25 protein-coding genes are annotated in these 24,015 nt (G+C 62.4%); 15 read left to right on the top strand and 10 right to left on the bottom strand.

Annotated elements, in window-relative coordinates; all coding sequences use genetic code 11:
* The 9 genes from B3H86_RS04665 to B3H86_RS04625 form a co-directional block, all read left to right on the top strand.
* A partial coding sequence (locus B3H86_RS04665) for a SufD family Fe-S cluster assembly protein (protein ID WP_292051483.1) occupies positions 1-741 on the top strand: 741 nt, incomplete at its 5' end.
* A 13-nt stretch (positions 742-754) separates the two neighbouring features.
* Entirely contained in the window at positions 755-1,504 is a 750-nt protein-coding gene (gene sufC, locus B3H86_RS04660) for a Fe-S cluster assembly ATPase SufC (RefSeq protein ID WP_292051481.1), read from the top strand.
* The gene (sufD, locus tag B3H86_RS04655; RefSeq protein ID WP_292051480.1) at positions 1,501-2,520 is read left to right on the top strand and encodes a Fe-S cluster assembly protein SufD; all 1,020 of its coding nucleotides are present in this window, start codon (positions 1,501-1,503) and stop codon (positions 2,518-2,520) included. The genes sufC and sufD overlap by 4 nt, the downstream gene beginning before the upstream one ends.
* Positions 2,499-3,737 carry an aminotransferase class V-fold PLP-dependent enzyme gene (locus B3H86_RS04650; protein ID WP_292051479.1) on the top strand — a complete coding sequence of 413 codons (1,239 nt, stop codon included), beginning with the start codon at positions 2,499-2,501 and terminating at the stop codon, positions 3,735-3,737. The genes sufD and B3H86_RS04650 overlap by 22 nt, the downstream gene beginning before the upstream one ends.
* A 5-nt stretch (positions 3,738-3,742) precedes the next feature.
* Positions 3,743-4,141, top strand: coding sequence for an SUF system Fe-S cluster assembly protein (locus B3H86_RS04645; RefSeq protein WP_292051478.1), 399 nt, complete (start codon positions 3,743-3,745; stop codon positions 4,139-4,141).
* A 5-nt stretch (positions 4,142-4,146) separates the two neighbouring features.
* Entirely contained in the window at positions 4,147-4,545 is a 399-nt protein-coding gene (locus tag B3H86_RS04640; protein WP_292051476.1) for a HesB/IscA family protein, read from the top strand.
* A complete protein-coding gene (locus B3H86_RS04635) occupies positions 4,542-5,540 on the top strand; it encodes a methionine ABC transporter ATP-binding protein (protein WP_292051473.1) in 999 nt (332 codons plus the stop codon). The genes B3H86_RS04640 and B3H86_RS04635 overlap by 4 nt, the downstream gene beginning before the upstream one ends.
* The gene (locus tag B3H86_RS04630) at positions 5,540-6,196 is read left to right on the top strand and encodes a methionine ABC transporter permease (RefSeq protein ID WP_292051471.1); all 657 of its coding nucleotides are present in this window, start codon (positions 5,540-5,542) and stop codon (positions 6,194-6,196) included. Before B3H86_RS04635 ends, B3H86_RS04630 begins: the two co-directional genes overlap by 1 nt.
* 19 nt (positions 6,197-6,215) lie before the next feature.
* A complete protein-coding gene (locus B3H86_RS04625; RefSeq protein WP_292051469.1) occupies positions 6,216-7,049 on the top strand; it encodes a MetQ/NlpA family ABC transporter substrate-binding protein in 834 nt (277 codons plus the stop codon).
* Between the two features lie 38 nt (positions 7,050-7,087).
* Here the strand turns inward: B3H86_RS04625 and B3H86_RS04620 are convergent, their stop codons facing one another.
* Complete coding sequence (locus tag B3H86_RS04620) at positions 7,088-8,149, bottom strand: GGDEF domain-containing protein (RefSeq protein WP_292051468.1); 1,062 nt, start codon at positions 8,147-8,149, stop codon at positions 7,088-7,090.
* 80 nt (positions 8,150-8,229) lie between these two features.
* Complete coding sequence (locus tag B3H86_RS04615) at positions 8,230-9,780, bottom strand: DEAD/DEAH box helicase (protein ID WP_292051466.1); 1,551 nt, start codon at positions 9,778-9,780, stop codon at positions 8,230-8,232.
* 61 nt (positions 9,781-9,841) lie between these two features.
* On the opposite strand from B3H86_RS04615, the gene B3H86_RS04610 reads away from it, so the two are divergent.
* On the top strand, positions 9,842-10,378 hold the full coding sequence (locus B3H86_RS04610) for a hypothetical protein (protein WP_292051464.1): 537 nt from the start codon (positions 9,842-9,844) through the stop codon (positions 10,376-10,378).
* Between the two features lie 21 nt (positions 10,379-10,399).
* Here the strand turns inward: B3H86_RS04610 and topA are convergent, their stop codons facing one another.
* Positions 10,400-13,039 carry a type I DNA topoisomerase gene (topA, locus tag B3H86_RS04605; protein ID WP_292051463.1) on the bottom strand — a complete coding sequence of 880 codons (2,640 nt, stop codon included), beginning with the start codon at positions 13,037-13,039 and terminating at the stop codon, positions 10,400-10,402.
* 154 nt (positions 13,040-13,193) lie between these two features.
* On the opposite strand from topA, the gene B3H86_RS04600 reads away from it, so the two are divergent.
* The gene (locus tag B3H86_RS04600) at positions 13,194-13,406 is read left to right on the top strand and encodes a hypothetical protein (RefSeq protein WP_292051462.1); all 213 of its coding nucleotides are present in this window, start codon (positions 13,194-13,196) and stop codon (positions 13,404-13,406) included.
* Positions 13,407-13,409: 3 nt separating this feature from the next.
* On the opposite strand, the gene dprA is transcribed toward B3H86_RS04600, so the two are convergent.
* The 5 genes from dprA to ruvX all read right to left on the bottom strand — a co-directional run bounded on the left by dprA (position 13,410) and on the right by ruvX (position 18,013).
* Positions 13,410-14,498 (bottom strand): DNA-processing protein DprA, encoded by a 1,089-nt coding sequence (dprA, locus tag B3H86_RS04595; RefSeq protein ID WP_292051461.1) that lies wholly within the window; start codon positions 14,496-14,498, stop codon positions 13,410-13,412.
* Positions 14,495-15,145, bottom strand: a complete 651-nt coding sequence (gene plsY, locus B3H86_RS04590; RefSeq protein WP_292051460.1) for a glycerol-3-phosphate 1-O-acyltransferase PlsY — start codon at positions 15,143-15,145, stop codon at positions 14,495-14,497. The genes dprA and plsY overlap by 4 nt, the downstream gene beginning before the upstream one ends.
* Before the next feature lie 12 nt (positions 15,146-15,157).
* Positions 15,158-16,462, bottom strand: coding sequence for a dihydroorotase (gene pyrC, locus B3H86_RS04585; protein ID WP_292051458.1), 1,305 nt, complete (start codon positions 16,460-16,462; stop codon positions 15,158-15,160).
* On the bottom strand, positions 16,462-17,442 hold the full coding sequence (locus B3H86_RS04580; RefSeq protein ID WP_292051456.1) for an aspartate carbamoyltransferase catalytic subunit: 981 nt from the start codon (positions 17,440-17,442) through the stop codon (positions 16,462-16,464). Before B3H86_RS04580 ends, pyrC begins: the two co-directional genes overlap by 1 nt.
* Positions 17,443-17,533: 91 nt before the next feature.
* The gene (gene ruvX, locus B3H86_RS04575) at positions 17,534-18,013 is read right to left on the bottom strand and encodes a Holliday junction resolvase RuvX (protein WP_292051455.1); all 480 of its coding nucleotides are present in this window, start codon (positions 18,011-18,013) and stop codon (positions 17,534-17,536) included.
* Positions 18,014-18,133: 120 nt separating this feature from the next.
* Between ruvX and gatC the strand changes: the two genes are divergently transcribed.
* Genes gatC through gatB form a run of 3 tightly spaced genes read left to right on the top strand, consistent with a single transcriptional unit; the run spans position 18,134 to position 21,400 of the window.
* Positions 18,134-18,421 carry an Asp-tRNA(Asn)/Glu-tRNA(Gln) amidotransferase subunit GatC gene (gatC, locus tag B3H86_RS04570; RefSeq protein WP_292051454.1) on the top strand — a complete coding sequence of 96 codons (288 nt, stop codon included), beginning with the start codon at positions 18,134-18,136 and terminating at the stop codon, positions 18,419-18,421.
* Between the two features lie 4 nt (positions 18,422-18,425).
* Positions 18,426-19,904, top strand: a complete 1,479-nt coding sequence (gene gatA, locus B3H86_RS04565) for an Asp-tRNA(Asn)/Glu-tRNA(Gln) amidotransferase subunit GatA (RefSeq protein ID WP_292051452.1) — start codon at positions 18,426-18,428, stop codon at positions 19,902-19,904.
* 2 nt (positions 19,905-19,906) lie between these two features.
* A complete protein-coding gene (gene gatB / locus B3H86_RS04560) occupies positions 19,907-21,400 on the top strand; it encodes an Asp-tRNA(Asn)/Glu-tRNA(Gln) amidotransferase subunit GatB (RefSeq protein ID WP_292051450.1) in 1,494 nt (497 codons plus the stop codon).
* A gap of 155 nt (positions 21,401-21,555) precedes the next feature.
* On the opposite strand, the gene B3H86_RS04555 is transcribed toward gatB, so the two are convergent.
* Positions 21,556-22,416, bottom strand: coding sequence for an RcnB family protein (locus B3H86_RS04555; RefSeq protein WP_292051447.1), 861 nt, complete (start codon positions 22,414-22,416; stop codon positions 21,556-21,558).
* A 156-nt stretch (positions 22,417-22,572) separates the two neighbouring features.
* Entirely contained in the window at positions 22,573-23,112 is a 540-nt protein-coding gene (locus B3H86_RS04550) for an RcnB family protein (RefSeq protein ID WP_292051445.1), read from the bottom strand.
* Between the two features lie 151 nt (positions 23,113-23,263).
* Between B3H86_RS04550 and B3H86_RS04545 the strand changes: the two genes are divergently transcribed.
* On the top strand, positions 23,264-23,983 hold the full coding sequence (locus tag B3H86_RS04545) for a glutathione S-transferase N-terminal domain-containing protein (RefSeq protein WP_292051442.1): 720 nt from the start codon (positions 23,264-23,266) through the stop codon (positions 23,981-23,983).
* Positions 23,984-24,015: the final 32 nt, after the last annotated feature.

Genomic DNA, 24,015 nt, shown 5'->3' with positions numbered 1-24,015 from the left:
CTGGAAGGCTGCACCGCGCCGATGCGCGATGAGAACCAGCTGCACGCCGCAGTGGTGGAAATCGTCGCTCTGGACGACGCCGAGGTGAAGTACTCGACCGTCCAGAACTGGTACCCCGGCGATGCCGAGGGGAAGGGCGGCATCTACAACTTCGTGACCAAGCGCGCGGACTGCCGCGGCGACCGTTCCAAGGTGTCGTGGACGCAGGTGGAAACCGGCTCGGCCGTCACGTGGAAATATCCGTCCTGCATCCTCAAAGGCGAGGAAAGCTCGGGCGAGTTCTATTCTATCGCCATCACCAATGGTCATCAGCAGGCCGATACCGGCACCAAGATGATCCACCTCGGCAAGAACTCGAAGTCGCGCATCATCGCCAAGGCGGTGTCGGCGGGTAAGTCGGACTCGACCTATCGCGGTCTGGTCTCGGTTCACCCCAAGGCCGAGAACGTCCGCAACTTTACCCAGTGCGACAGCCTGCTGATCGGCAAGGAGTGCGGTTCGCACACCATTCCGTACATCGAGGCCAAGAACGGCTCGGCCCAGATGGAGCACGAGGCGACGACCACCCGTCTGTCCGAGGACCAGCTGTTCTATGCCCAGCAGCGTGGCCTGTCGGAAGAAGAGGCCGTGGCCCTGCTGGTGAACGGGTTCGTGCGCGACGTGCTGCAGGAACTGCCGATGGAATTCGCCGTAGAGGCGCAGAAACTCGTAGCCATCAGCCTTGAAGGCTCGGTGGGCTAAGGTAACAAAAACAATGCTTAAGATTGATAACCTTCACGCATCGGTCGAAGAAAAGGCCATCCTGAAAGGCCTGTCGCTGGAAGTGCCGGCGGGTGAGGTTCACGCCATCATGGGCCCCAACGGTGCGGGCAAGTCGACGCTGGGCAATGTGATTGCCGGGCGTCCCGACTATGAGGTTTCCGAAGGCTCGGTGACGTGGAATGGCGCTGACGTTCTGGATATGGATCCGGCAGAACGTGCAGCGGCAGGTGTGTTCCTGTCGTTCCAGTATCCGGTCGAAATCCCGGGTGTTCCGGCACTGACCTTCGTGCGCACGGCCCTGAACGCCCAACGCCGCCAGCGTGGGGAAGAAGAGGTGACCGCACCGCAGTTCATGAAACTGGTGAAGGAAGCTTCGAAGGCCCTGAAGATGGACTTCGATATGCTGAAGCGTCCGCTGAACGTCGGCTTCTCGGGGGGCGAGAAGAAGCGCATGGAAATCCTGCAGATGGCGGTACTGGAACCGTCGCTGCTGATCCTCGATGAAACGGACTCGGGCCTTGATATCGACGCCCTGCGTATCGTGTCGGAAGGTGTGAACGCCCTGCGTCGCGAGGACCGCTCCATGCTGGTCATCACCCACTACCAGCGACTGCTGGACTACATCAAACCGGACCGCGTCCACGTTCTGGCCGGTGGCCGTATCGTGGCTTCGGGCGGACCGGAGCTGGCCCTGCAGCTCGAGGCGGAAGGCTATGACAAATACCTTCCGAGTGCCGCGTGAGCGCATCGGCCAAGTTGAACCTGTTCGACGCCGCGACCTATCCGTCGCGCCGCGTTGAGGCATGGAAATACAGTGATTTGGCGCGTATTCTTCGTGATGCGCCTGAAGTATCGCCTGCTGTATCGATCACATCTGCCGGTTTCTTCGACGATCTGGCGGACAAGGTTGTGGTGATCGCCAACGGTCGCTGCGACGACACCGCCTTCGTGGCTGCCGGATCGCAAATGCTTGCCCTGCGCATGGTGTCGGATGCCACGGCCACGGCCCACATGGGATCGTTCGCTGTGACGGTGCCGTCGGGTGCCGCGTTGACGGTCGTCGAGACCTATGAAGGTGCGGGCGCGGCCTATGCCTCGCAGATCCGCCTGACCTACAAGATCGAGAGCGGTGCCAGCCTGACCCGTATCGTCATCGCCGACGACGTGGCCGACGCGGTGTCGATCATCGACGCCGAAATCGATCTCGCGCCCGAGGCCAAGCTGGCCCAGACCGTGATCGCGACCGGCGCGAAGCTGCAGCGCATCGAAACCCGTCTGGCGCACCACGCCGCCGGTGCCGATGCCCGTCTGGACGGCGTCTATGTGCTGGACGGTTCGCGTCATACGGACCTGACCAGTGTGGTGGACCATCTGGCCGCCAATGGCACCACCAGCCAGCTGACCAAGGGCGTGGCCCGCGAAACCTCGCGCGGTGTGTTTCAGGGCAAGATCATCGTCGAGCGTGGTGCCGATGGCACCGACGCCCGCATGGCCCACAACGCCCTGATCGCCGGCGAGCGCGCCGAGATCGACGCCAAGCCGGAACTGATCATCTATGCCGATGACGTGCAGTGCGCGCATGGAAACACCGTCGGCACGCTGGATGAAGCCGCCTTGTTCTACATGCAGGCGCGCGGCATCACCGTTGAGGAAGCTCGCGCCCTGCTGACGCAAGCCTTCCTGATCGAAGTGATCGACCGCATCGAGCGTGAGGATATCCGTGAACGGGTGGGCCAATGGCTGACGGAACGACTGTGAAGACCTTCGATCCCTATGCCGTGCGGGAACAGTTCCCGATCCTGTCGCGTCAGGTGAACGGCCGTCCGCTGGTCTATCTGGACAATGCCGCCTCGGCCCAGAAGCCGCAGGTGGTCATCGACCGCTTCGTCGAGATGATGTCGAGCGGCTATGCCAATGTGCACCGTGGGCTGCACACCCTGTCGAACGAGGCGACCGAAGCCTTTGAGGCGGCGCGTGGCGTGGTGGCGAAATTCCTGAACGCGCCTTCGCCCGAGAACATCGTCTGGACCAAGGGCGGTACCGAAGCGATCAATCTGGTCGCCAACGGTCTGGGCCTTTCCATCGAGGAAGGTGACGAGATCATTGTCACCGAGATGGAGCACCATTCCAACATCGTGCCGTGGCACCTGCTGCGCGAGCGCAAGGACGCGGTTCTGCGCTTTGCGCCGATTAAGGATGATGGCTCGCTCGACATGGCGGCCTTCGAGGCCATGCTGAACCCGCGCACCAAGGTGGTCGCGGTTACGCACATGTCGAACGTGCTGGGCACCATCAACCCTGTGGCCGAGATTTCGCGTCTGGCGCATCGGGTCGGTGCCAAGGTCGTCATCGACGGCTGTCAGGGTGCTGTTCACGCTGCTCCCGATGTTCAGGCCATCGGCTGCGACTTCTACGTCATCACCGGCCACAAGCTTTATGGCCCGACGGGTATCGGCGCGCTGTACGGCACGACCGAGGCCCTTGAGGCCCTGCCGCCGTATCAGGGCGGTGGCGAGATGATCGAGACGGTCGAGCAGGAACGCATCACCTATGCCAAGCCGCCGCATCGTTTCGAGGCTGGCACCCCGCCGATCATCGAGGCCGTGGGTCTGGGCGTGGCTCTGGACTGGCTGATGGGCTTTGACCCGCAGGCGGTCATCGCCCACGAGCAGGCGCTTTATGATCGCGCGATCGAGCGTCTGGGCGGCCTGAACTGGCTGCGTATCATCGGCACGGCCGAAGGGAAGGGTGCCCTGCTGACCTTTACGGTCGAAGGCGCACACGCCCACGACATCGCTCAGATCATGGACCGTTACGGCGTGGCCGTACGGGCGGGTCTGCACTGTGCCGAGCCATTGGCCAAAAGAATGGGCGTGACGTCGAGCACCCGCGCCTCGTTCGCCCTATATAATACGGTGGAGGAGGTTGATGCCTTCGCCGATGCGCTGATCAAGGCGCGGAACTTCTTTGTGTGACGACCATGGACGCCAAGACCGAAAACGCGATCACCGACAGCCCGGCCTTCGCCGAGAGCTGGAACGAGCCGCAGCAGAGCGCCTTGTCGCAGGCCGAGCTGGACAAGCTGACCGATGATCTGATCGCGGCGCTCAAGACCGTGTACGATCCGGAAATTCCGGTCGATATCTATGAGCTGGGCCTCATCTACAAGGTCGATGTGTCGGACGACAAGGACGTGGTGATCGACATGACCCTGACCGCGCCGGGCTGTCCGGTGGCGGGCGAAATGCCCGGCTGGGTCGAAGGTGCCGTCATGAAGGTGGAAGGCATCAAGTCCGCCCACGTCAATCTGGTTTTTGATCCGCCGTGGGATCAATCGCGTATGTCCGACGAGGCCAAACTGGCCCTGAACATGTTCTGATTGTCATGACCGAACTTCAGACCTCCACCCGTCCGCGCCGTCCGCGTCCCAAGGTCGTCACCCTGACCGAGGCGGCGGCGGCGCGTGTGCGCGAACTTATGGCCAATGCCGAGCGTCCGTGCGTGGGGCTGCGCGTCGGCGTGAAGAACGGCGGCTGCGCGGGGCAGGAATACACCTTTGCCTACGCCGAAAGCATCGAGCCTCTGGATGAGGTGGTCGAGGACAAGGGCGCGGTCGTGCTGATCGAGCCCAAGGCCGTCCTGTTCCTTGTGGGGTCGGAGATCGACTTCGAAACGACCCGCATGTCTTCTAAATTCGTCTTTAGAAACCCTAACGAGACAGACGCCTGTGGTTGTGGTGAGAGCGTGACCATCATTCCGGCTACCAGTACCGAGGCTTTATGATCCGTCTGGAGGGCGTCACACGCCGTTACCAGAGCCGTGCAGGCGAGCGCGTGGCTCTGGATTCTGTTGATCTGCATGTAGAGCGCGGTCAGATTTTCGGCGTTGTGGGGCGCTCGGGCGCGGGCAAGTCCACCCTGATCCGCACCATCAACCGGCTGGAAACGCCCGACGGCGGCAAGGTCTTTGTCGGCGATCAGGAGATCACCGCGCTCAACCCCGCACATTTGCGGACGGCGCGTCGCAAGATCGGGATGATCTTCCAACACTTCAACCTGTTGGCCTCCAAGACTATCGAGGACAATGTGGCGTTCCCGCTTCGGCTTGAGGGACGCCCCGCCGCCGAGGTGAAGGCCCGCACGGCCGAACTTCTGGCGCGTCTGGGCTTGGCCGAGCATGCCAAGAAATACCCGCACCAACTTTCGGGTGGCCAGAAACAGCGTGTCGGCATCGCCCGCGCGCTGGCCTGTGGTCCCGATGTTCTTCTGTGCGACGAGGCGACCAGTGCGCTGGATCCCGAGACGACCGAGGACATCCTCGGCCTGCTGGAGCAGTTGAACCGCGAACTGGGCCTGACCATCGTCATGATCACCCACCAGATGGAGGTGGTGCGCCGTGTGTGCGACTGCGTGGCCGTTCTGAAGGACGGCAGGATCGTGGAGCAGGGCGATACGGTCGATGTGTTCCTGCGCCCGCAACATCCCGTCACCCAAGCCATGCTGGCCGAAAGCGACGATGGTTTTGATGGTGCCTCGGTGCCCGCAAATGCGCGCCTAGCCCGTTTGATCTTCCAGGGCACGTCGACCTATGAGCCGGAACTGAGCCGCGTGGCCCGTACCGTGGGTGTCGACTATTCCATCCTGTCCGGACGCATCGCCCGCATTCGCGGCGTTCCGTGCGGGCAACTGGTTGTCGCCTTTACAGACGGTGATGCCGACGCCGCACTCAAACAACTGGCCGAACGCGGTGTGGGCGTTGAAACCATAGGAGGCCGCTGATGTTCGCAAATGTGGATTGGGGCGACATCGGCCGGGCAACGGTCGATACCCTGCTTATGCTGGCGGGCTCGCTGGTTTTGACGGTCGCCATCGGCATTCCGCTCGGTGTTCTGCTGTTCCTGTCAGGGAAGGGGCGTCTGGCGGCCAATCCGGTGCTGAACGCTGTGCTTTCATTTGTCGTGAATGTGCTGCGCTCTTTGCCGTTCATCATTCTGCTGATTGTGATGCTGCCCGTTACGGTGCTGCTGGTCGGGACATCTCTGGGTGTTGCCGGTGCGATCCCGCCTCTGGTTGTCGGAACGGCTCCGTTTTATGCGCGCCTTGTCGAAAATGCGCTGCGTGAGGTCGATCACGGGGTCGTCGAGGCCACTCAGGCAATGGGTGGCAGCACGTGGCAGATCGTCACCCGCGCGCTGTTGCCCGAGGCATTGCCGGGGATAATCGCCGGTGCGACGGTGGCGGCCATTGCCTTGGTTGGTTATACCGCTATGGCAGGTGTTGTCGGGGCCGGTGGCCTTGGCGATCTCGCTGTCCGATTTGGCTATCAGCGCTTCCAGACCGACGTGATGGTCGTGACGGTCGTACTGCTGCTGGTTATGGTGCAAATTCTACAGATGATTGGTGACTGGCTGGTCACTAAAGTCTCCCATCGCTGACGAATCTCCGAGGCTTTTTATGTTTGTTCGCCGTACGCTCCTTTTGAACGCTGCTGCTATGGCCGCTGTGGGCCTTTTGGCTGCCTGCGGAAACAATACAGCGAGTGATGGCGAGACTGCCGCCAAGGAAATCTCCAAGCCGTTGAAAGTCGGCGCAACGGCCGTTCCGCATGCGGAGTTGCTGGAGATGGTGCGCCCGCTGTTGGCGGCCGAAGGTGTGACCTTGGATATCAAGGTCTTCAACGACTATGTTCAGCCGAACGTTCAACTGGCTGAAAAGCGTCTGGACGCGAACTATTTCCAGACCAAGCCCTATCTGGACGAGTTCAACACCGCACGGAATGCCAATCTGGTGACGGTTGCGGGTATCCACGTCGAGCCGCTGGGCCTGTATTCCAAGAAACACGCCAAACTGGCCGATCTGCCGAATGGCGCTGAAATCATCCTGCCAAACGATGCGTCGAACACGGGCCGCTCGCTGCTGCTGCTGCAATCTGCGGGCCTGATCACCCTGCGCAAGGGCGAGAATGCGCTGCAGACGGTGGCTGACATCCAGGACAACCGTAAGGGCCTGAAGTTCCGCGAAGTCGAAGCGGCTACCATTCCACGCATCCTGGCACAGGTCGATGCGGCTGTGATCAACACCAACTATGCTCTGGATGCCGGTTTGTCTCCGCGCGGTGACTCACTGGCCCTGGAAGGTTCTGACAGCCCCTATGTGAACTATCTGGTCGCCCGACCGGAGAATAAAGACGATCCGCGTATCGCGGCGCTGGCCAATGCCCTGCGTAGCGAGGCGGCCCGTACCTTCATCGCACAGAAATATCAGGGCGCTGTCATTCCGGCCCAGTAAATCCGGTACAGTAAATCCGGTACAGGAACGGCTGCCGGTCAGGCAGCCGTTTCCGCCAGAATGTTCTGTGCGCTGGTGATGCGATTGCGGCCCGCCCGCTTGGACACATAAAGCGCCGCATCGGCCCGTTCCATCAGTTGGAGCGGGCTTTCGTGTTTGTGGCGGTGTGCGACACCCGCCGAAATGGTCACAATACCCAGATCGTCATTGGTGGAGCGGCGACGCAGGGCGCGAGACGCAATATCCACACGCATGGCGTTCAATGCGGTTTCGACGGTATCGGCTTCCTCGCCGGGGAAGGCCACAGCGAACTCCTCGCCGCCATAACGTGCTGCAATACGCGGATGCTGGGAAATGCGTGAAATCGCACTGGCCACATAGCGCAGAACCTGATCGCCCGTTTGGTGGCCCCAGGTATCGTTGAACCGCTTGAACATATCGATGTCGATGATGGCCAAGGACAGGTGGCCGTCATGTTCGTCATGTTCGGCGCACAGCGCCTCCAGCTTTTCGTCAAATGCCTTGCGGTTGGCCAGATTGGTCAGGGCGTCGGTCATGGCATCACGACGCACCTGCTCCAGATGGCTACGCAGTTTCGAGACCTCTGTGTGCGAGGATTCAAGACGGCGTTCCAGCACGATGGTGTGACGCTGGATGCGGCGGGTGGCCTTGGAAAGATTGGTAATCAGTTCCGACAGCGGGCTCAACGGATCCGTCTCGTCAAAGCGGTCCTTGGCGTCGGCAAGCGTCTCGGCATACTGGACCTGAACCTCGCGGGCCTTGTCGATGGCGGTCGCAACGGCGGCCAGTTCGCGGTTCAGCACCGCGCCGGCGTCACGGATTTCCTCTGACAGGCGGCTGCGCGGCAGGAATTCGGTGGCCAGCATTTCGGCCACCGTGTCCGTGAACGGGGTGTCGATCTCCAGCAACCGGCGCATTTCCTGCGCTAGCGGGCTGTCCGGGTTCTGGATGTAGTGAAGCCACAGCTCATAGTTGAGCGGCGTCGGCCATACATTGGCGGCTTCCATCGCATCGATGGTCTGGCGCGCCAATGCAAAAGCTTGCGGACCGCGAACGGCCGTGTCGACGAACTCATTCATTGGCTTCCCCCCACTGATAGTTCCAGTGCAACCTAGGGGAAACCCGTAACCCGCAGGTTAAGCTACACCGGAAAAATCAGTCAGGCGGGAATTATCACCGGACGACGCAGGAAGGCCGGAATGTCGTCACCAAAGGCGGCGCTGTGGGTCGCCAGTGCAGAGGTCGAGACTTCTGCCTTGTCCAACTTGCGGTTGTTGCGACCCCGGTTGCGGCCCGGCTTTTCAGCCTTGGTTTCGGTTTCGCCGGCGACGGCCTCAGGCGTATCGACAGCTTCAATGGCGGTTTCGATGACCGCTTTCTGCTCTTCACCCTCTGGCTTGCGGCGCGAACGGCTGCGGCGCGAACGGGTCGCTTCCTTCGGCTCTTCCTCGGCGGTGACGGCGTCGATGGTGGCTTCGGCTTCCGACGGCTTGGGCTCGCGGGTGCGCTCACGGCGACCGCGGCTGCTGCGGCCTTCGTCCTTGCCGCGCGGTGCGCGGTCCTTGATGGCGGCGAAGTCAACGCCTTCGAGTTCCAGCTCGACCGGATCCTTCTTGATCAGCTTCAGCACCTTATCCAGCGACTTTTCGTCGGCGGGGGTGGTGATCATGAAGGCTTCGCCGGTACGGCCTGCGCGGCCTGTACGGCCAATGCGGTGCACATAGTCGTCGGCGTGGTGCGGCACGTCGTAGTTGAAGACGTGGCTGACCTCGGGAATGTCCAGGCCACGGGCGGCCACGTCAGATGCGACCAGCAGCTTCAGTTCGCCGTTGCGGAACTTCTGCAGGGTCTGCATGCGCAGGGACTGGTCGAGGTCGCCGTGGATCGGAGCGGCATCAAAGCCGTGAACCGTCAGGGATTTGGCGACGATGTCTACGTCCGACTTGCGGTTGCAGAAGACGATACCGTTCTGCACTTCCGAACGCTGGATCAGCATGCGCAGGGCCGTGCGCTTGGCCTTGGGATCCGAGACGGGAAGGCGGGTCAGATATTGGGTGATGGTGTCGGCGGTCTGGGCCGGACGCGAGACCTCGATGCGGGTCGGGTCCTTCAGGAACTGTTGCGTCAGACGGGTGATTTCCGGCGGCATGGTGGCCGAGAAGAACAGGGTCTGGCGGCGCGGCGGCGTCAGTTTGAAGATGCGCTCGATGTCGGGAATGAAGCCCATGTCGAGCATGCGGTCGGCTTCGTCGACGACCATCGTCTCGACGCCCGTCAGCAGGATCTTGCCCCGCTCGAACAGGTCAAGCAGACGGCCCGGCGTTGCGATCAGGACATCGACGCCCTTGTTCAGCAAGGCGACCTGATCGCCCATCGAAACGCCACCGATCAGCAGCACCCAGTTCAGGCGGGTGCCCTTGGCGTATTTGGCAAAGTTCTCTGCGACCTGATCGGCCAGCTCGCGGGTCGGGCACAGAACAACGGCGCGGGGCATGCGAGCGCGGGCGCGACCGGTTGAAAGGCGTTCGATCAGCGGTAGCGTGAAGGCCGCCGTTTTGCCGGTACCGGTCTGGGCGATGCCCAGAACGTCGCGGCCGGTAAGGGCGACGGGAATAGCCTGGGCCTGGATCGGAGTGGCATTGGTATAGCCAGTCTCGGTAACAGCCTGCAGGGTCGTGGGCGAAAGGCCCAGTTTGGTAAACTCGGTCATATAGTCCTGATTGGACAGAGGATAGCGTCAACGACGCCTTTTGCTGACGGAGCCGCCCCTCTTGGGCGAGCGGGCGGCGCGCATCGCCAATCCTGCTCCGAGCATGCGGGGGTATATGGAAAGCCCTACGCCACAGTCAACTTTTTTCGAGATCCATAGACGTTTCGCGAACGTAGACATCTGGCACAATTCGCGCACGCAGACGGAAATCGAAATGCATAAAGTCTGGATTCTGGCCGGATTGGCTTTGGCATTGGCGACGCCTTCAGCGGCGCGCGATCAGGGCATCTCGGCAACGTTCGGAAATACGATCGTCACGACATACAGAGACGGCGGGCAGGTTCATCACTGGTTCGATGCCGACGGCCAGTACAGATCGTTCTTCAGCGACGGCCGGCAGGTGACCGCCCGTTGGACGATTGAAGGAAAAAAGCTGTGCCTCAGCAACATACGCCCACGCATATTGCTGAGCCGCTTCTGCACCGACTATTTCGAGGCCAAGGTCGGTGACCGATGGAGTGGCCGCGACCCCATTGGGCGTCGCGTCCAGAACACCCTGATCAGGGGACGTCCGGGGTTGGCGAACAACCCCGGTTAAGTCACCACCATGTCTATCTGATCACTCCTCGGTCTTGGCGGCGGTCTTTTTGGCCGTCGCTTTCTTGGCCGGAGCCTTTTTCGCAGCCGGTTTTTTCTCGGCGGCGGGTTTCTTGGCAGCAGCAGCCTTCTTGGCCGGAGCCTTCTTCTTCGGAGCCGCGCCTGCTTTGGCGGCCAGCAGCGGCAGGGCCGTTTCCAGCGTCATGTCGTCAGGCTCGGTACCCTTGGGCAGGGTGGCGTTGACCTTGTTCCACTTCACATAGGGACCATAGCGGCCCGACATGACCTGAACGGCGGCACCATCCTCGGGGTGGTTGCCCAGTTCCTTGAGCGGAGCGGCGGCACCGCCACGGGCGGCGCGGCCCGCGCGCTTCTCGGCCAGCAGGGCCACGGCGCGGTTCAGACCCACCTCGAACACCTCTTCGATGTCCGAGACATTGGCATAGGTGCCATCGTGGGCCACGAACGGACCGAAGCGGCCAAGACCGGCGGTGATCGGCTTGCCGTCCTCGGGGGGTTCACCCACGACACGCGGCAGGCTGAGCAGCTTCAGGGCGCGATCGAGGTCGATCGAAGCCGGTGACCAACCCTTGGGCAGGCTGGAGCGGCGCGGCTTTGCACCTTCCTCCGCAGCCTCGGTTTCGACGTACGGACCGAAACGGCCAATCTTGAGCTGGACAGCCTTGCCCGTCGCCGGATCGACGCCCAGTTCGCGGTCCCCGCTTTCGGCACCGCCCTCGGCGGCGTCTGGCGAGGCGACCGGACGGGTGTATTTGCAGTCCGGATAGCGCGAGCAGCCGATGAAGGCGCCGAAACGGCTAGTCTTGAGGCTGAGCTGGCCCTCGTTACAGACGGGGCACAGCCGCGGATCGCGGCCATCGCCCTTGTCCGGGAAGATGTGCGCGCCCAATGCCTCGTTCAGGTGATCGAGGATGGCCGTGGTACGAAGCTCGCCCGCGGCTTGCGTCGCGGCGTGGAAGTCTTCCCAGAACGAGCGCAGCAGGGCCTTCCAGTCGAGGTCACCCGCCGACACTTCGTCGAGCTGGGTCTCCAGCGCGGCGGTGAAGTCGTATTCGACCCATTTGGTGAAGAACTGCTCGAGGAAGGCGGTGACCAGACGGCCCTTGTCCTCCGGATAGAAGCGGCCCTTGTCCATGCGGACGTATTCGCGGTCGCGCAGGGTGGACAGGATCGAGGCATAGGTCGACGGACGGCCGATACCCAGCTCTTCCAGCTTCTTGACCAGCGTGGCTTCCGAGAAGCGCGGGGGCGGCTCGGTGAAGTGCTGGTCGGTACGGATGGCCTGAACCTGTGCCTTTGCGCCTTCCTTCAGCGCGGGCAGGCGGCCACCTTCGTCCTCGTCGTCCTCGGCACCCTTCTGCTTGTCGTCGCGGCCTTCTTCATAGGCGGCGATGAAGCCGTCGAACACCACGACCTGACCGGTCGCGCGCAGGCCGGTCTGGCCGTCGGGCGTTTCGATCTCGACCGTGGTGCGGTCCAGACGGGCGCTTTCCATCTGCGACGCGATCATTCGCTTCCAGATCAGCTCGTACAGACGCTGGAGGTCGCTCTCCAGACGCAGGGAGTCGGGGTGGCGCAGGATGTTGGTCGGACGGATGGCTTCGTGCGCCTCTTGGGCGTTCTTGGCCTTGGTCTTGTAATAGCGCGGCTCGGACGGGACGTAGGCGGGGCCAAAGCGATCGGCGATGGCTTCGCGGGCCTGCGCGATGCCTTCCGGCGTCACGTAAACGCCGTCGGTACGCATATATGTGATCAGACCGCCGGTATCGTCCACGCCTTCATACAGCTTTTGTGCCGCCTGCATGGTGCGCTGGGCCGTGAAGCCGAGCTTGCGGGCGGCTTCCTGTTGCAGAGTCGAGGTGGTGAACGGCGGGGCAGGCGAGCGCTTGGCAGGCTTCTTCTCGACCGATTTGATCGTGAAGTCGCCGCTGCTGATCGCGTTTCGGGCTGCGGTGGCCATGGCCTCGGACACGATGTCCAGACGCTGGACGCGCTTGCCCTCGTGCTTGACCAGACGGGTGGTGAAGGGCGGGCTGTCGGCGATCAGGTCGGCTTCGACCGACCAGTATTCCTGCGGCTTGAACTTCTCGATCTCCATTTCGCGATCGACGACGATGCGAAGGGCGACCGACTGCACACGGCCTGCCGAGCGTGCGCCCGGCAGCTTGCGCCACAGGACCGGCGACAGGTTGAAGCCCACCAGATAGTCCAGCGCGCGGCGCGCCAGATAGGCGTTGACCAGCTCCATATCCACTTGGCGCGGATTGGCCATAGCTTCGAGGACTGCCGATTTGGTGATCGCGTTGAACGTCACGCGCTCGACCTCGGTGTCCTTCAGCGCCTTCTTCTTGTTCAGGACTTCCAGAACGTGCCAGCTGATCGCCTCTCCCTCGCGGTCGGGGTCGGTGGCGAGAATAACGCGGTCAGCCTTCTTGGCGGCCTCTGCGATTTCCGACAGGCGTTTGGTGGCCTTGGAATCCACTTCCCAATGCATGGCGAAGTCATCGTCAGGCAGGACAGAGCCGTCCTTGGACGGCAGGTCGCGGATATGGCCGTACGACGCCAGGACTTTATAGTCCGAGCCGAGGTACTTGTTGATGGTTTTGGCCTTCGCGGGGCTCTCGACGATAACGAGATTCATGACGCTCATTCAGGGAAATGGGGGCGCGAACGTGGTGGCGACCGCGCCATAAGTCAATCCGCATTGATCGAGATGACTACTAACACGGGTGTATTGCAATTTTTTACAACCTAAGATTATACGTAAGGTGAAGCTGGGGTTGTGGAGTTGGTCGATGCCGAATTTGCGCAAGATCTCGCAAAGCGCCAAAGGACAGAACAAGCCCCCGGAAGCCCTGCCATATGGCACATCGGAAATCCGCGAATACGTTGGCGGCATGTCCATAGAACTTGCCAAGATGGCGCGGGCCGATGGTGACGAAAAGCTGGCGTGTCTGCTGGAAGTGGCTGCGGACGTGGCGCGACGCAGGGCTATCGAGGTCGCCTGAGGATCAGGCACTCGCGGCCATGCCGCCCGGTAGAAGGGTTGCGCGGTCTGTCAGGCTCAGTTCCAACAGGGCGGCGGCCACCTGTGATGCGGGTATGCCGAGGGCGCGTACCAACTCGTCTGTCGGGGTCGGTACGGGCGAGAGCAGGGCGGCGATCTGGTCCAGCAGGTTGGCCGGTACGTCCTCGTTTGCGGGCTCCAAACCGGTGACGGAAGGCGGCTCGAACAGGGTGCGCAGGGTGGTGAAGGCGCGTTCGATATCTTCGATGCCCTCACACAGTATTGCCCCCTGACGAAGCAAGTCGTTTGTACCTCTTGTACGGGGATCCAGCGGCGATCCCGGTACAGCAAACACATCGCGGCCCTGCTCAGCCGCGACACGCGCCGTGATCAGCGAGCCTGACTTCAGCTCCGCCTCAACCACAACGACACCACGCGACAGACCGGAAATGATGCGGTTTCTTCTTGGAAAGTCGCGGGCTTGCGCCCTCGCACCCATCGGGCTTTCCGAAACGAGGCAACCCTCATGGCCGATGCGGCTATGGAGTTCGGCATTTTCCGGCGGATAGATGTCGTCGATACCGCCGCCCAGCACAGCAACGGTTCCTGTCTCGATAGAGCCGATATGGGCGGCTGTATCGATACCGCGCGCCAGACCCGAGACGACCGCATAGCCATGCTGCCCCAGGTCCTGAGCCAGCGAGCGCGCAAAGCGGATACCGCCAGCCGAGGCGATACGCGCGCCGACAATGGCCACCGTTTCGGATGTCAAAAGTTCGCGCCGGCCCTTGGTCCAAAGCACGGGTGGGGGCGGATCTATCGCCGCCAAGCGCGCGGGATAGTCAGGATCACCGATAACCAGAAGCTGGGCGCCAAACCTGTCGGCCCGTTCCCATTCACGACCGACATCGTAGGGAGACGGCACATTATAGGTCGAGCGGCCCGTGCGTCTTACCAGATCCGGCAGACGCCCTATGGCCTCCTGTGCGGAGCCAAAGCGCTGGAGCAGTTGGGAAAAGGTGACGGGACCGATCCTGTCGGTCCGCGCCAGCCGGAGGCGGGCGATGCGCTCGGCCTCCGGCAGGGCCGTCATGCCTTGTCGGCTCCGGATTTCTTGGAGCCGATGCGGGGCTCCTGACCCTTGGCCAGGCGGGCGATGTTCTCGTGGTGACGGAACCAGATCAGGACCGCCGAGAAGATGGAGAGCAGGAAGATCGGCTTGGGCACATCAATCCCGACCTTGAGGAGTGACAGCGCCAGTAGCGGGGTGACAGCCGCCGAAATCAGTGCTGCCAGGGACGAGATGCGGAACAGGAAGGCGCACAGCAGCCAGATGGCCGCCGCAGCCAGCCCCAGCTGCCACGTGGCGGCGAGCATCAGGCCATAGAAGGTCGCGACGCCCTTGCCGCCCTTGAACTTGAGCCAAACCGGATAGAGGTGGCCAAGGAAGGCGGCACCGCCCGCCAGCGCAGCCGCCAGATCGCTGCCCGTCAGCCAGCGGGCGAGCAGAAGCGCAGCCGCGCCCTTGCCTGCGTCCAGCAACAGGGTGGCGATGGCGAGATCCTTACGACCGGTGCGAAGTACGTTTGTCGCGCCGATATTGCCCGATCCGATCTGGCGGACATCACCGGCACCAAAGGCGCGCGTCAGGACCACCCCGAATGGGATGGAGCCCAAGAGATATCCGGCCACGGTGACCAGTCCGAGTGTCGCTGCGGCGGGGGCCGCGAGATCCTGCACTTTGATTCGCTCCTATTGGCGTTGATCGTGGACGATGCGGCCGTCGACGATGGTGAGCAAGACCTTGCCTTGCAGGCGGCGGCCGTCGAACGGCGAGTTCTTGGATTTGGACTTCAGCCGGGCGGCGTCCACGACGATGGGCGCGCCCGCGTCGAACAGGACGAGGTCAGCCGGAGCACCCTCGGCGATCACACCGCTGTCGAGGCCCAGCAGGCTGGCCGGACCGTGGGTCAGCGGGCGCAGCACGTCGATCAGGTCGATGCCGTTCTCATGGTGCAGGTTGCTGATGGCGGCGGCCAGCAGGGTTTCCAGACCGACCGCGCCCGGTTCGGCTTCCGCGAACGGACGGCGCTTGTTCTCGGCGGGTTCGGGGCAGTGAGCCGAGGTGATGACGTCGATCAGGCCATCTCGTACGCCCTCGATCATCGCCTGACGGTCCTCTTCGGTGCGAAGCGGCGGGTCGAGGCGGTAGAAGGTGCGATAGTCGCCGATGTCGATTTCGTTGAAGCACAGGTGGTTGATCGACACCGATGCCGCGACTTCAAGACCGCGCGTGCGGGCGCGGGTCAGGACGTCGAGCGCGCCTTGGGTCGAAATCTGGTCCACGAGGAAACGGGCACCCGTCTGCTCCACCAGTGCCAGATCGCGTTCCAGCTGGATGCGTTCGGCGATGGCGGGCTGAGCAGGCAGGCCAAGGCGGGTCGCCAGTTCGCCCGCCGTCGCCACCGTGCCTTCAGACAGCCACGGCTCGATCGGACGGCACGAGATCAGTGCGTTGAAGGAAGCAGCATAGCTCATGACCCGCTGCAGAGTACGGCTGTTCTGGATGACGTGGTCGCCGTCCGTGAAATAGAGGGCACCCGCTTCGTCCATCAGGCCGATTTCGGCCATGCGTTCGCCCTTGCGGCCTTGGGTGGCAGCACCGGCGGCGCGGACGTGGACCAGCTCCAGAGCCGCGCCACGACGCTGGATGTGGTCGATCATGGCCGGATCGTCGATGGTCGGATCGGTGTCGGGCTGGATGACGATGGTGGTCACACCGCCCGCCGCGGCGGACAGGGCCGCCGATTTCAGCGTCTCTTTCGGTTCATTGCCCGGTTCGCCCGTTTTCACGCGAATATCGATCAGACCGGGGGCCAGCACACGGCCCATGGCGTCAATCACGTCTGCGCAATCCGTGTCTACAGCGCCGTGGCCATGAACGACTTGCGTTATCTTGCCGTTCTCGATCACGACAGACCCCGGGCCGTCATAGTCGGTGGCCGGATCGATCAGGCGGGCGTTCAGAATGGCGGTCTTGTTCATTGCCGCCGTCATCAGTTGCCTCCCGCGCGGCGATGGGCGAGGGCGGCCAACACGGCCATGCGGGCGGCGACGCCCATTTCGACCTGATCCTGAATGAGTGAGACGGACAGGTCGTCGGCCACGTCGGAGTCGATTTCCACGCCACGGTTCATCGGGCCGGGGTGCATGACCTTGGCGTTTGGATTGGCATAGGCCAGCTTTTCGCGGTCCAGACCCCAGAAGCGGAAATACTCACGGGTCGAGGGGATCAGCGCACCGGCCATGCGTTCCAGTTGCAGGCGCAGCATCATAACAACATCAACGCCTTGCAGCCCTTCCTTCATGTCGTGGCTGATCTCGACATTCCAGCGCTGGGCCACGCTGGGGATCAGGGTCGGCGGGCCGACGAGGCGCACGCGCGCGCCCATCATCTGCAACAGGGCGATGTTGGAGCGGGCCACGCGGCTGTGGGTCACGTCGCCACAGATGGCGACGGTCAGGCCGCCGACATCCCCGAAGGTGCGGCGCAGGGTCAGCAGGTCCAGCAGGGCTTGGGTCGGGTGCTCGTGACGGCCATCACCGGCATTCACAACGGCACAGCCAACCTTTTGCGACAGCAGGTCCACCGCGCCCGAGGCCGAGTGGCGCACCACAAGGATTTCCGGCTTCATCGCATTTAGCGTGACGGCTGTGTCGATCAGGGTCTCACCCTTCTTCACCGACGACGAGGCGACCGGCATGGTCACAACGTCTGCGCCCAAGCGCTTGGCAGCGATCTCGAACGAGGAGGATGTACGGGTCGAGTTCTCGAAGAACAGGTTCACGACCGTCTGGCCGCGCATCACATCGACGCCCTTGGCGCTCTGACGGTTGAAGTCGACGAAGGCGTCGGCAAGGTCGAGCAAGGCCATGGCGGCGGGCGGATTGAGATCCGCTGCGGCGAGGAAGTGGTCTTTGGGGAACGGCGTCAGCCGCTCCTGAATGATATCGGTGACGGTGGCGGCTTGGGTCATCGAGTAGCCGCTATAGGCGTGACTCGCGCCCGAGGGAATAGGCGGACGCCATCCGAATGGTGGATGGCGTCACATCAGGTTTCCGAATGTCTCAGATTTGACCGCTGCTGATACGCAGTTGGTCCAGCGCGCCCTGCAAGATCCAAGAGGCAGCGGTACGGTCCACGACCTCGGCGCGGCGTTTGCGGTTCAGGTCCAGTTCCTCGATCAGGAAGCGTTCGACGCCGGCCGTCGAGAGACGTTCGTCCTGAAAGGCCACATTGACCGGACGCAGGCGTTCAAGATTGCGGGCAAAGGCGCGGCACGACTGGGCGCGGGGGCCTTCGGTACCATCCATATTGAGCGGCAGGCCGATGACCAGAGCCGACACATCGCGACCCGCCATCAGCTTGAACAGCTCTTCGGCTTCCAGCGTGAATTTGCTTTTGCGGATCAGCTTGAGCGGGCTGGCGATCATTCGGGTGCCGTCTGAAACGGCGACGCCGATAGTCTTCTCGCCAAGGTCCAATCCGATCCACGGTGTGTTCGGAGGGCAGGCGGCGGGCAGGTCTTTGAGGTCATATACAGGCACCCGCGTCCCTTAATGCATTGCGAAACGCTTGTCGAAGCGGCGGCAGGGCGGTAACCCACATATTCAATGTAGGCGCTCCGACTCCCTATCGCTGCGCCGCCGGAATTTTCGGAGACTTTCATGGCTATCGACGCCGCGACGGTGAGGCGGGTTGCCCACCTCGCCCGTATCAAGACCCCCGAGGAACGACTGGAGCCGCTGGCCCAGGAGCTGAACGGCATCCTGAACTGGATCGAGCAGCTGAACGAGGTGGACGTTGACGGTGTTGAGCCGATGACCTCGAACGTGGCCCAGACCCTGCGTCTGCGCGAGGATGAAGTGACCGACGGTGACAAGGTCGCCGACGTCCTGTCGAACGCGCCGAAGTCGGCTGACGGCTTCTTCGTCGTCCCGAAGGTCGTGGAGTAAGAGTATGAGCGACCTGACCAAACTGACGCTGGCCGACGCTGTTGACGGCCTCAAGTCCAAGCAATTCTCGTCTGAAGAAATCACCAAGGCCTTCCTCGGTGAGATCGAAGCCGCCAACCCGACCCTGAACGCCTATGTCGAAGTGACGGGCGAGAAGGCTCTGGAACAGGCCCGTGCCTCGGACGCCCGCATCGCCAAGGGCGAGGGCGGCGACCTCGAAGGCGCGCCGCTGGGCATCAAGGACCTGTTCTGCACCGAGGGCGTGCAGACCTCCGCTGGCTCCAACATGCTGCGCGGCTTTATCCCGCCGTATGAATCGACCGTCACCGCCAATCTGTGGCGCGACGGCGCGGTCATGCTGGGCAAGCTGAACATGGACGAGTTCGCCATGGGCTCGGCCAACGAGACCTCGGCCTTCGGTCCTGTCGTGAACCCGTGGAAGGCCAAGGGCGATGACGCCCAGCTGACCCCCGGCGGTTCGTCGGGCGGTTCGGCCGCTGCTGTGGCCGCTGACCTGTGCCTTGCCGCGACCGCATCGGACACCGGCGGCTCGATCCGCCAACCGGCGGCCTTCACCGGCACCGTGGGCATCAAGCCGACCTATGGTCGCGCCAGCCGTTTCGGCATGGTCGCATTCGCTTCGTCGCTCGACCAGGCTGGCCCGATCACCAAGACGGTCAAGGACTCGGCCATCCTGCTGAAGTCCATGTGCTCGTTCGACACCAAGGACTCGACCAGCCTCGACGTCCCGACGCCGGATTGGGCCGCTTCGGTCGGCCAATCGGTCAAGGGCCTGCGTATTGGTGTTCCGGCGGAATACGTCGTTGACGGCATGCCGGAAGAGATCAAGGCCCTTTGGGCCCAAGGCGTTGAATGGCTGAAGGCCGCGGGCTGCGAGATCGTCGAGATCAGCCTGCCGCACACCAAATACGCCCTGCCGACCTATTACATCGTGGCTCCGGCAGAAGCCTCGTCGAACCTCGCACGCTACGACGGCATGCGCTTCGGCCACCGCGCCGAAGAGTTCTCCTCGCTGGACGACCTGTACGCCGCCTCGCGCGCCGAGGGCTTCGGCAAGGAAGTGCAACGCCGCCTGACCATCGGTGCCTATGTTCTGTCGGCAGGCTTCTATGACGCCTATTACGTCCGCGCCCTGAAGGTGCGCCGCCGTATCGCCGAGGACTTCGACAACGTCTGGGGCAAGGTGGACGCCATCCTGACGCCGTCGACCCCGTCGGCCGCCTTCAAGCTGGGCGACAAGCAGATCGACCCGCTGACCATGTATCTGAACGACGTCTTCACCGTCACGACCAACCTGGCCGGTCTGCCGGGCATCTCTGTTCCGGCGGGTCTGGACTCGAATGGCCTGCCGCTGGGTCTGCAGATCATCGGCAAGGCACTGGATGAAGATACCGTCTTCAAGGTCGCAGGCGCGATCGAAGACAGCGCTGGCTTCGTTTCCAAGCCGGCTAAGTGGTGGTGAGCATGAGCGCGAACGCAACTGTAATCAAAGGCCGCACCGGCGATTGGGAAATCGTCATGGGTCTGGAAATCCACGCTCAGGTCGCTTCGAAGGCCAAGCTCTTCTCGGGCGCGGCTGTGGGCTTTGGCGCGGGTCCGAACGAGCAGGTCTCGCTGGTGGACGCCGGTTTCCCGGGCATGCTGCCGACCCTGAACAAGTTCTGCGTCGAGCAGGCTGTGAAGTCGGGTCTGGGTCTGCGCGCCCAGATCAACCTGAAGTCCCAGTTCGACCGCAAGAACTACTTCTATCCGGACCTTCCGACCGGCTATCAGATCAGCCAGCTGTATCACCCGATCGTGGGTGAGGGCGTGGTCGAGGTTGAGGCCGAGGACGGCACCTTCTTCAACGTCGGCATCGAGCGCCTGCACCTTGAACAGGACGCCGGCAAGCTGATCCACGACCTGTCGCCGACGGATTCCTACGTCGACCTCAACCGTGCGGGCACTGCCCTCATGGAAATCGTGTCGCGTCCGGACATCCGCTCGCCGGAACAGGCCGTTGCCTATGTGAAGAAGATCCGCACCATCCTGATGTACCTCGGCACCTGCGACGGAGACATGGAGAAGGGCAACCTGCGCGCGGACGTGAACGTGTCGGTCTGCCCGGTCGGCAACTACGACAAGTTCAAGGAAACCGGCGACTTCGGCTTCCTCGGCACCCGTTGCGAGATCAAGAACGTCAACTCGTTCCGCTTCATCTCGCAGGCCATCAACTATGAGGCCCGCCGTCAGATCGAGATTATCGAGGATGGTGGCAAGGTCGATCAGGAAACCCGCCTGTACGACCCGACCAAGGGCGAGACCCGCTCTATGCGCTCGAAGGAAGAAGCGCAGGATTACCGCTACTTCCCCGATCCGGACCTGCTGCCGCTGGTTCTGGAACAGGCTTGGGTCGACGAGATCAAGGCCAACCTGCCGGAACTGCCGGATGACAAGCGCCGTCGCCTGATGGACCAGTACGGTTTGTCGCAATACGACGCCATCGTCCTGATCTCGGAACAGGCCAAGGCTGACTATTTCGAAGCCGCCGCCAAGGGCCGTGACGCCAAGCTGGTCGCCAACTGGGTGACGAACGAGGTTTCGGCCCGTCTGGCCGCCGACCACCGCGACTTCAGCGACAACCCGCTGCCGGCCGCGCACGTGGCCGAGCTGGTCGAGCTGATCGAAACGAACGTCATCTCGTCGAAGATCGCCAAGGAAGTGTTCGACCACGTCTGGAACGGCGAAGGCTCGCCGTCGAAAGTCGTCGAGAAGCACGGCCTGAAGCAGGTCACGGACACCGGTGCCATCGAAAAGGCCGTCGATGAAATCATCGCTGCCAACCCGGACAAGGCTGCGGCCGTCGCCGAGAAGCCGCAAGCTATCGGCTGGTTCGTCGGTCAGGTCATGAAGGCCACCGGCGGCAAGGCCAATCCGGCTGCGGTGAACGAGATCCTCAAATCAAAGCTTGGGCTTTGATTTGAGGTTTGGACTTGGGGGCTGCGGCCCCCAAACCCCCGGCTGGTCGCTATCGCTCGCCACGCGGTGGCTCGCTGCTTGAGCTACATAGGGTGGATAACAAAAAGCCCCTGAAGCCAGTGCTTCAGGGGCTTTCTTTATGTTCTACGTGAAGTCTACCAGCGCCAGGCGTCGCGGATGACTTCGACGATGTAGCCGTCGTATTCGTCGATCAGGTAGATCGAGTTATCGACATAGACCCAGCGGGTGCCCGGAGGCGGATAGCCGAGGCCGTAGGTGCGATAGTCGTTCACCTGATAGCGCCAGAAGACGTCCGGCAGGAACTGGCCGACCTGCCAGTGGCGATTCCAGTACGAGCGCGGGACGCTGTAGTAGCCGTAGCCCGGCGCGAAATAGTAGCCGATGCGCACGCCGCTCCAGCTGCGGAAGCGGTTGTCGTGACGCCACCAGTCCGCACGGCGGTTGCGTTCGAAGTCGCGACGCCATTGCTGGGCATCCCAACGACGTTGCCAGTCACGATAGTTGTCGCGGCGGTTATGGCCCCGGCTATCCCAACGGTTGTTGTTGCGATCACGGTTCTGGTTGGCCCGATCGCGGTCGCGCTCACGATTTCGATCGTTCCAGCGATTGTTGCGATCGCGATCCCGATCTTCGATGCGGTTGTCGCGCTGTCTCAGGTCGAGGTCCAGCTGGCGCTGTGCCTCTTCGACGCGACGCTGCACGCGGCTTTCCGCGCGGATGGGCCGCTCACCCTCGCGCAGAGCTTGATCTGTACCGGGCACAGGGGGGCGACGGCGCTCCTGGCGACGGTTGTCGTCGCGTGGTGGTTGCGCTTGAGGGCGTTGCTCGCGCCGAGGCTCGGAACGCTGTTCATTGGCCGTCGCACGATCCAACTGACGCTGGGCCTGTTCCACACGGCGTTGGACAGCGCTGTCCTGTGCAGCTGCCACAACCGGGGTGGCGAGCGGCAGCAACAGGCTGGTGATCGCCGTGAAGGTAAGCAGTGTACGTTTCATATCAGGGACCTCGGCCCGTTGAACTATGCACTCAAAATGAACCTTGGTGGATGAACTGACACTGAATGGGCTGTTTAGGAAAGCGCATAAAAAAGGCCCCGCAGGACATGCTGCGGGGCCAAGGTACTGGTTTGTGATGACGGGAACTAAACCAGTTTAATAGATGCCGTTCAGGACGCTGGTGATCAGGCCGGTGGCAATGGCGATCATGACAATGTCGTTTCCGGCGTACACATAGCGATAGCCACGCGGGGCAGGGCGCAGGCCATAGAAGCCCGGGTCACGCACCACATAGGAGCGATAGCTCGACGGCAGATAGGCTCCCGTGCGCCAGCGATAGTTATAGTAACGCGGCTCTACGCGGTAATAGCCATAGCCCGGTGCGTACCAATAACCGTTACGCGCACCGCGATAGTCGCGGAACTCCGCACGGCCACGCCACCAATCACGGTTTCCGCGCTCCCAACGCGCCGGACCGGCGTGGTGCGGACGTCCCTGCGGACGGGCATGATGGGGCGGGGGGCGGTGATCGGGGCGCCAGTCGCGACCGCGACCACGATCATCGTGGCGATTACCGCGGTACTCTCTATGGTCTCCGCGACGGTCGTGATGGCGATCCTGAGCCTGTGCCAGCACGGGCGCGGCAGTCGTAGCCAACGCCAGTGCGGCGATTGCGGCTTTAGTTGCGAACTTCATAATCGCCTCCGAAGAAATCCCTGTCTGATGGGCAGATTGGAAAATCCTGTCTGAACCGAAACTGAACTGTATGGTCAGCTATTGGCAGGACTTGTTCATCGTCCTACCCATTAAGGCCGAGCTTGAAGTGCACGTATAAAAGGAGAGGGTGATGCCCCAGCCGATAGAACTGTGGTTCTGGCCGACACCGAACGGCATCAAGATCAGCATTGCTCTAGAGGAAATGGGGCTGGCCTATAAAATCCGGCCTATCAATATCGGTACGGGTGAACAGTTCACGCTCGAGTTCCAGGCCTTGAGCCCGAATGGCCGCATGCCTGCGATCATCGATCACGATGGCCCCGACGGCAAACCGATCAGCCTGTTCGAATCCGGTGCCATTCTACAGTATCTGGCCCGCAAAACCGGCAAGTTCTACGGCGCTGACGAGCGGTCGCGCATCGAGGTGGATCAGTGGCTGTTCTGGCAAATGGCCGGTCTGGGGCCGATGGCCGGGCAAACCCACCATTTCCGCCATTATGCGCCGGCCATTACCAATGACCAAAGGCATCTGGCCTATGGAGTCAGCCGATACACCAATGAGACACGCCGCCTCTACAGCGTGATCGAGCGTCGCCTGCAGGATCGGGACTATCTGGCGGGGGACTATTCGATTGCCGACATGGCGGCGTGGCCGTGGATCATCCCGACATTGCAGGGACAGGATCTCGACAGCTTCCCCAAGCTGAAGGCCTGGCATGCCCGCATCAAGGCCCGTCCTGCGGTAGAAAAAGGAAAGATCGTCGGTGCCGAGTTGCGCCGTGACATCACCCTTGCCAGCAAGGACGCAGAGGCGGCCCGCAAGGTTTTGTTCGGCCAGCGTGGCCATTAACCAAACTTTCAGATCGCTGTTATTTCAATGCA

Origin of the sequence: Brevundimonas sp. UBA5866 (genome assembly GCF_002432125.1) — a bacterium.
Taxonomy (GTDB): Bacteria; Pseudomonadota; Alphaproteobacteria; order Caulobacterales; family Caulobacteraceae; genus Brevundimonas.
This window is presented reverse-complemented; position numbering and strand designations above follow the sequence as displayed.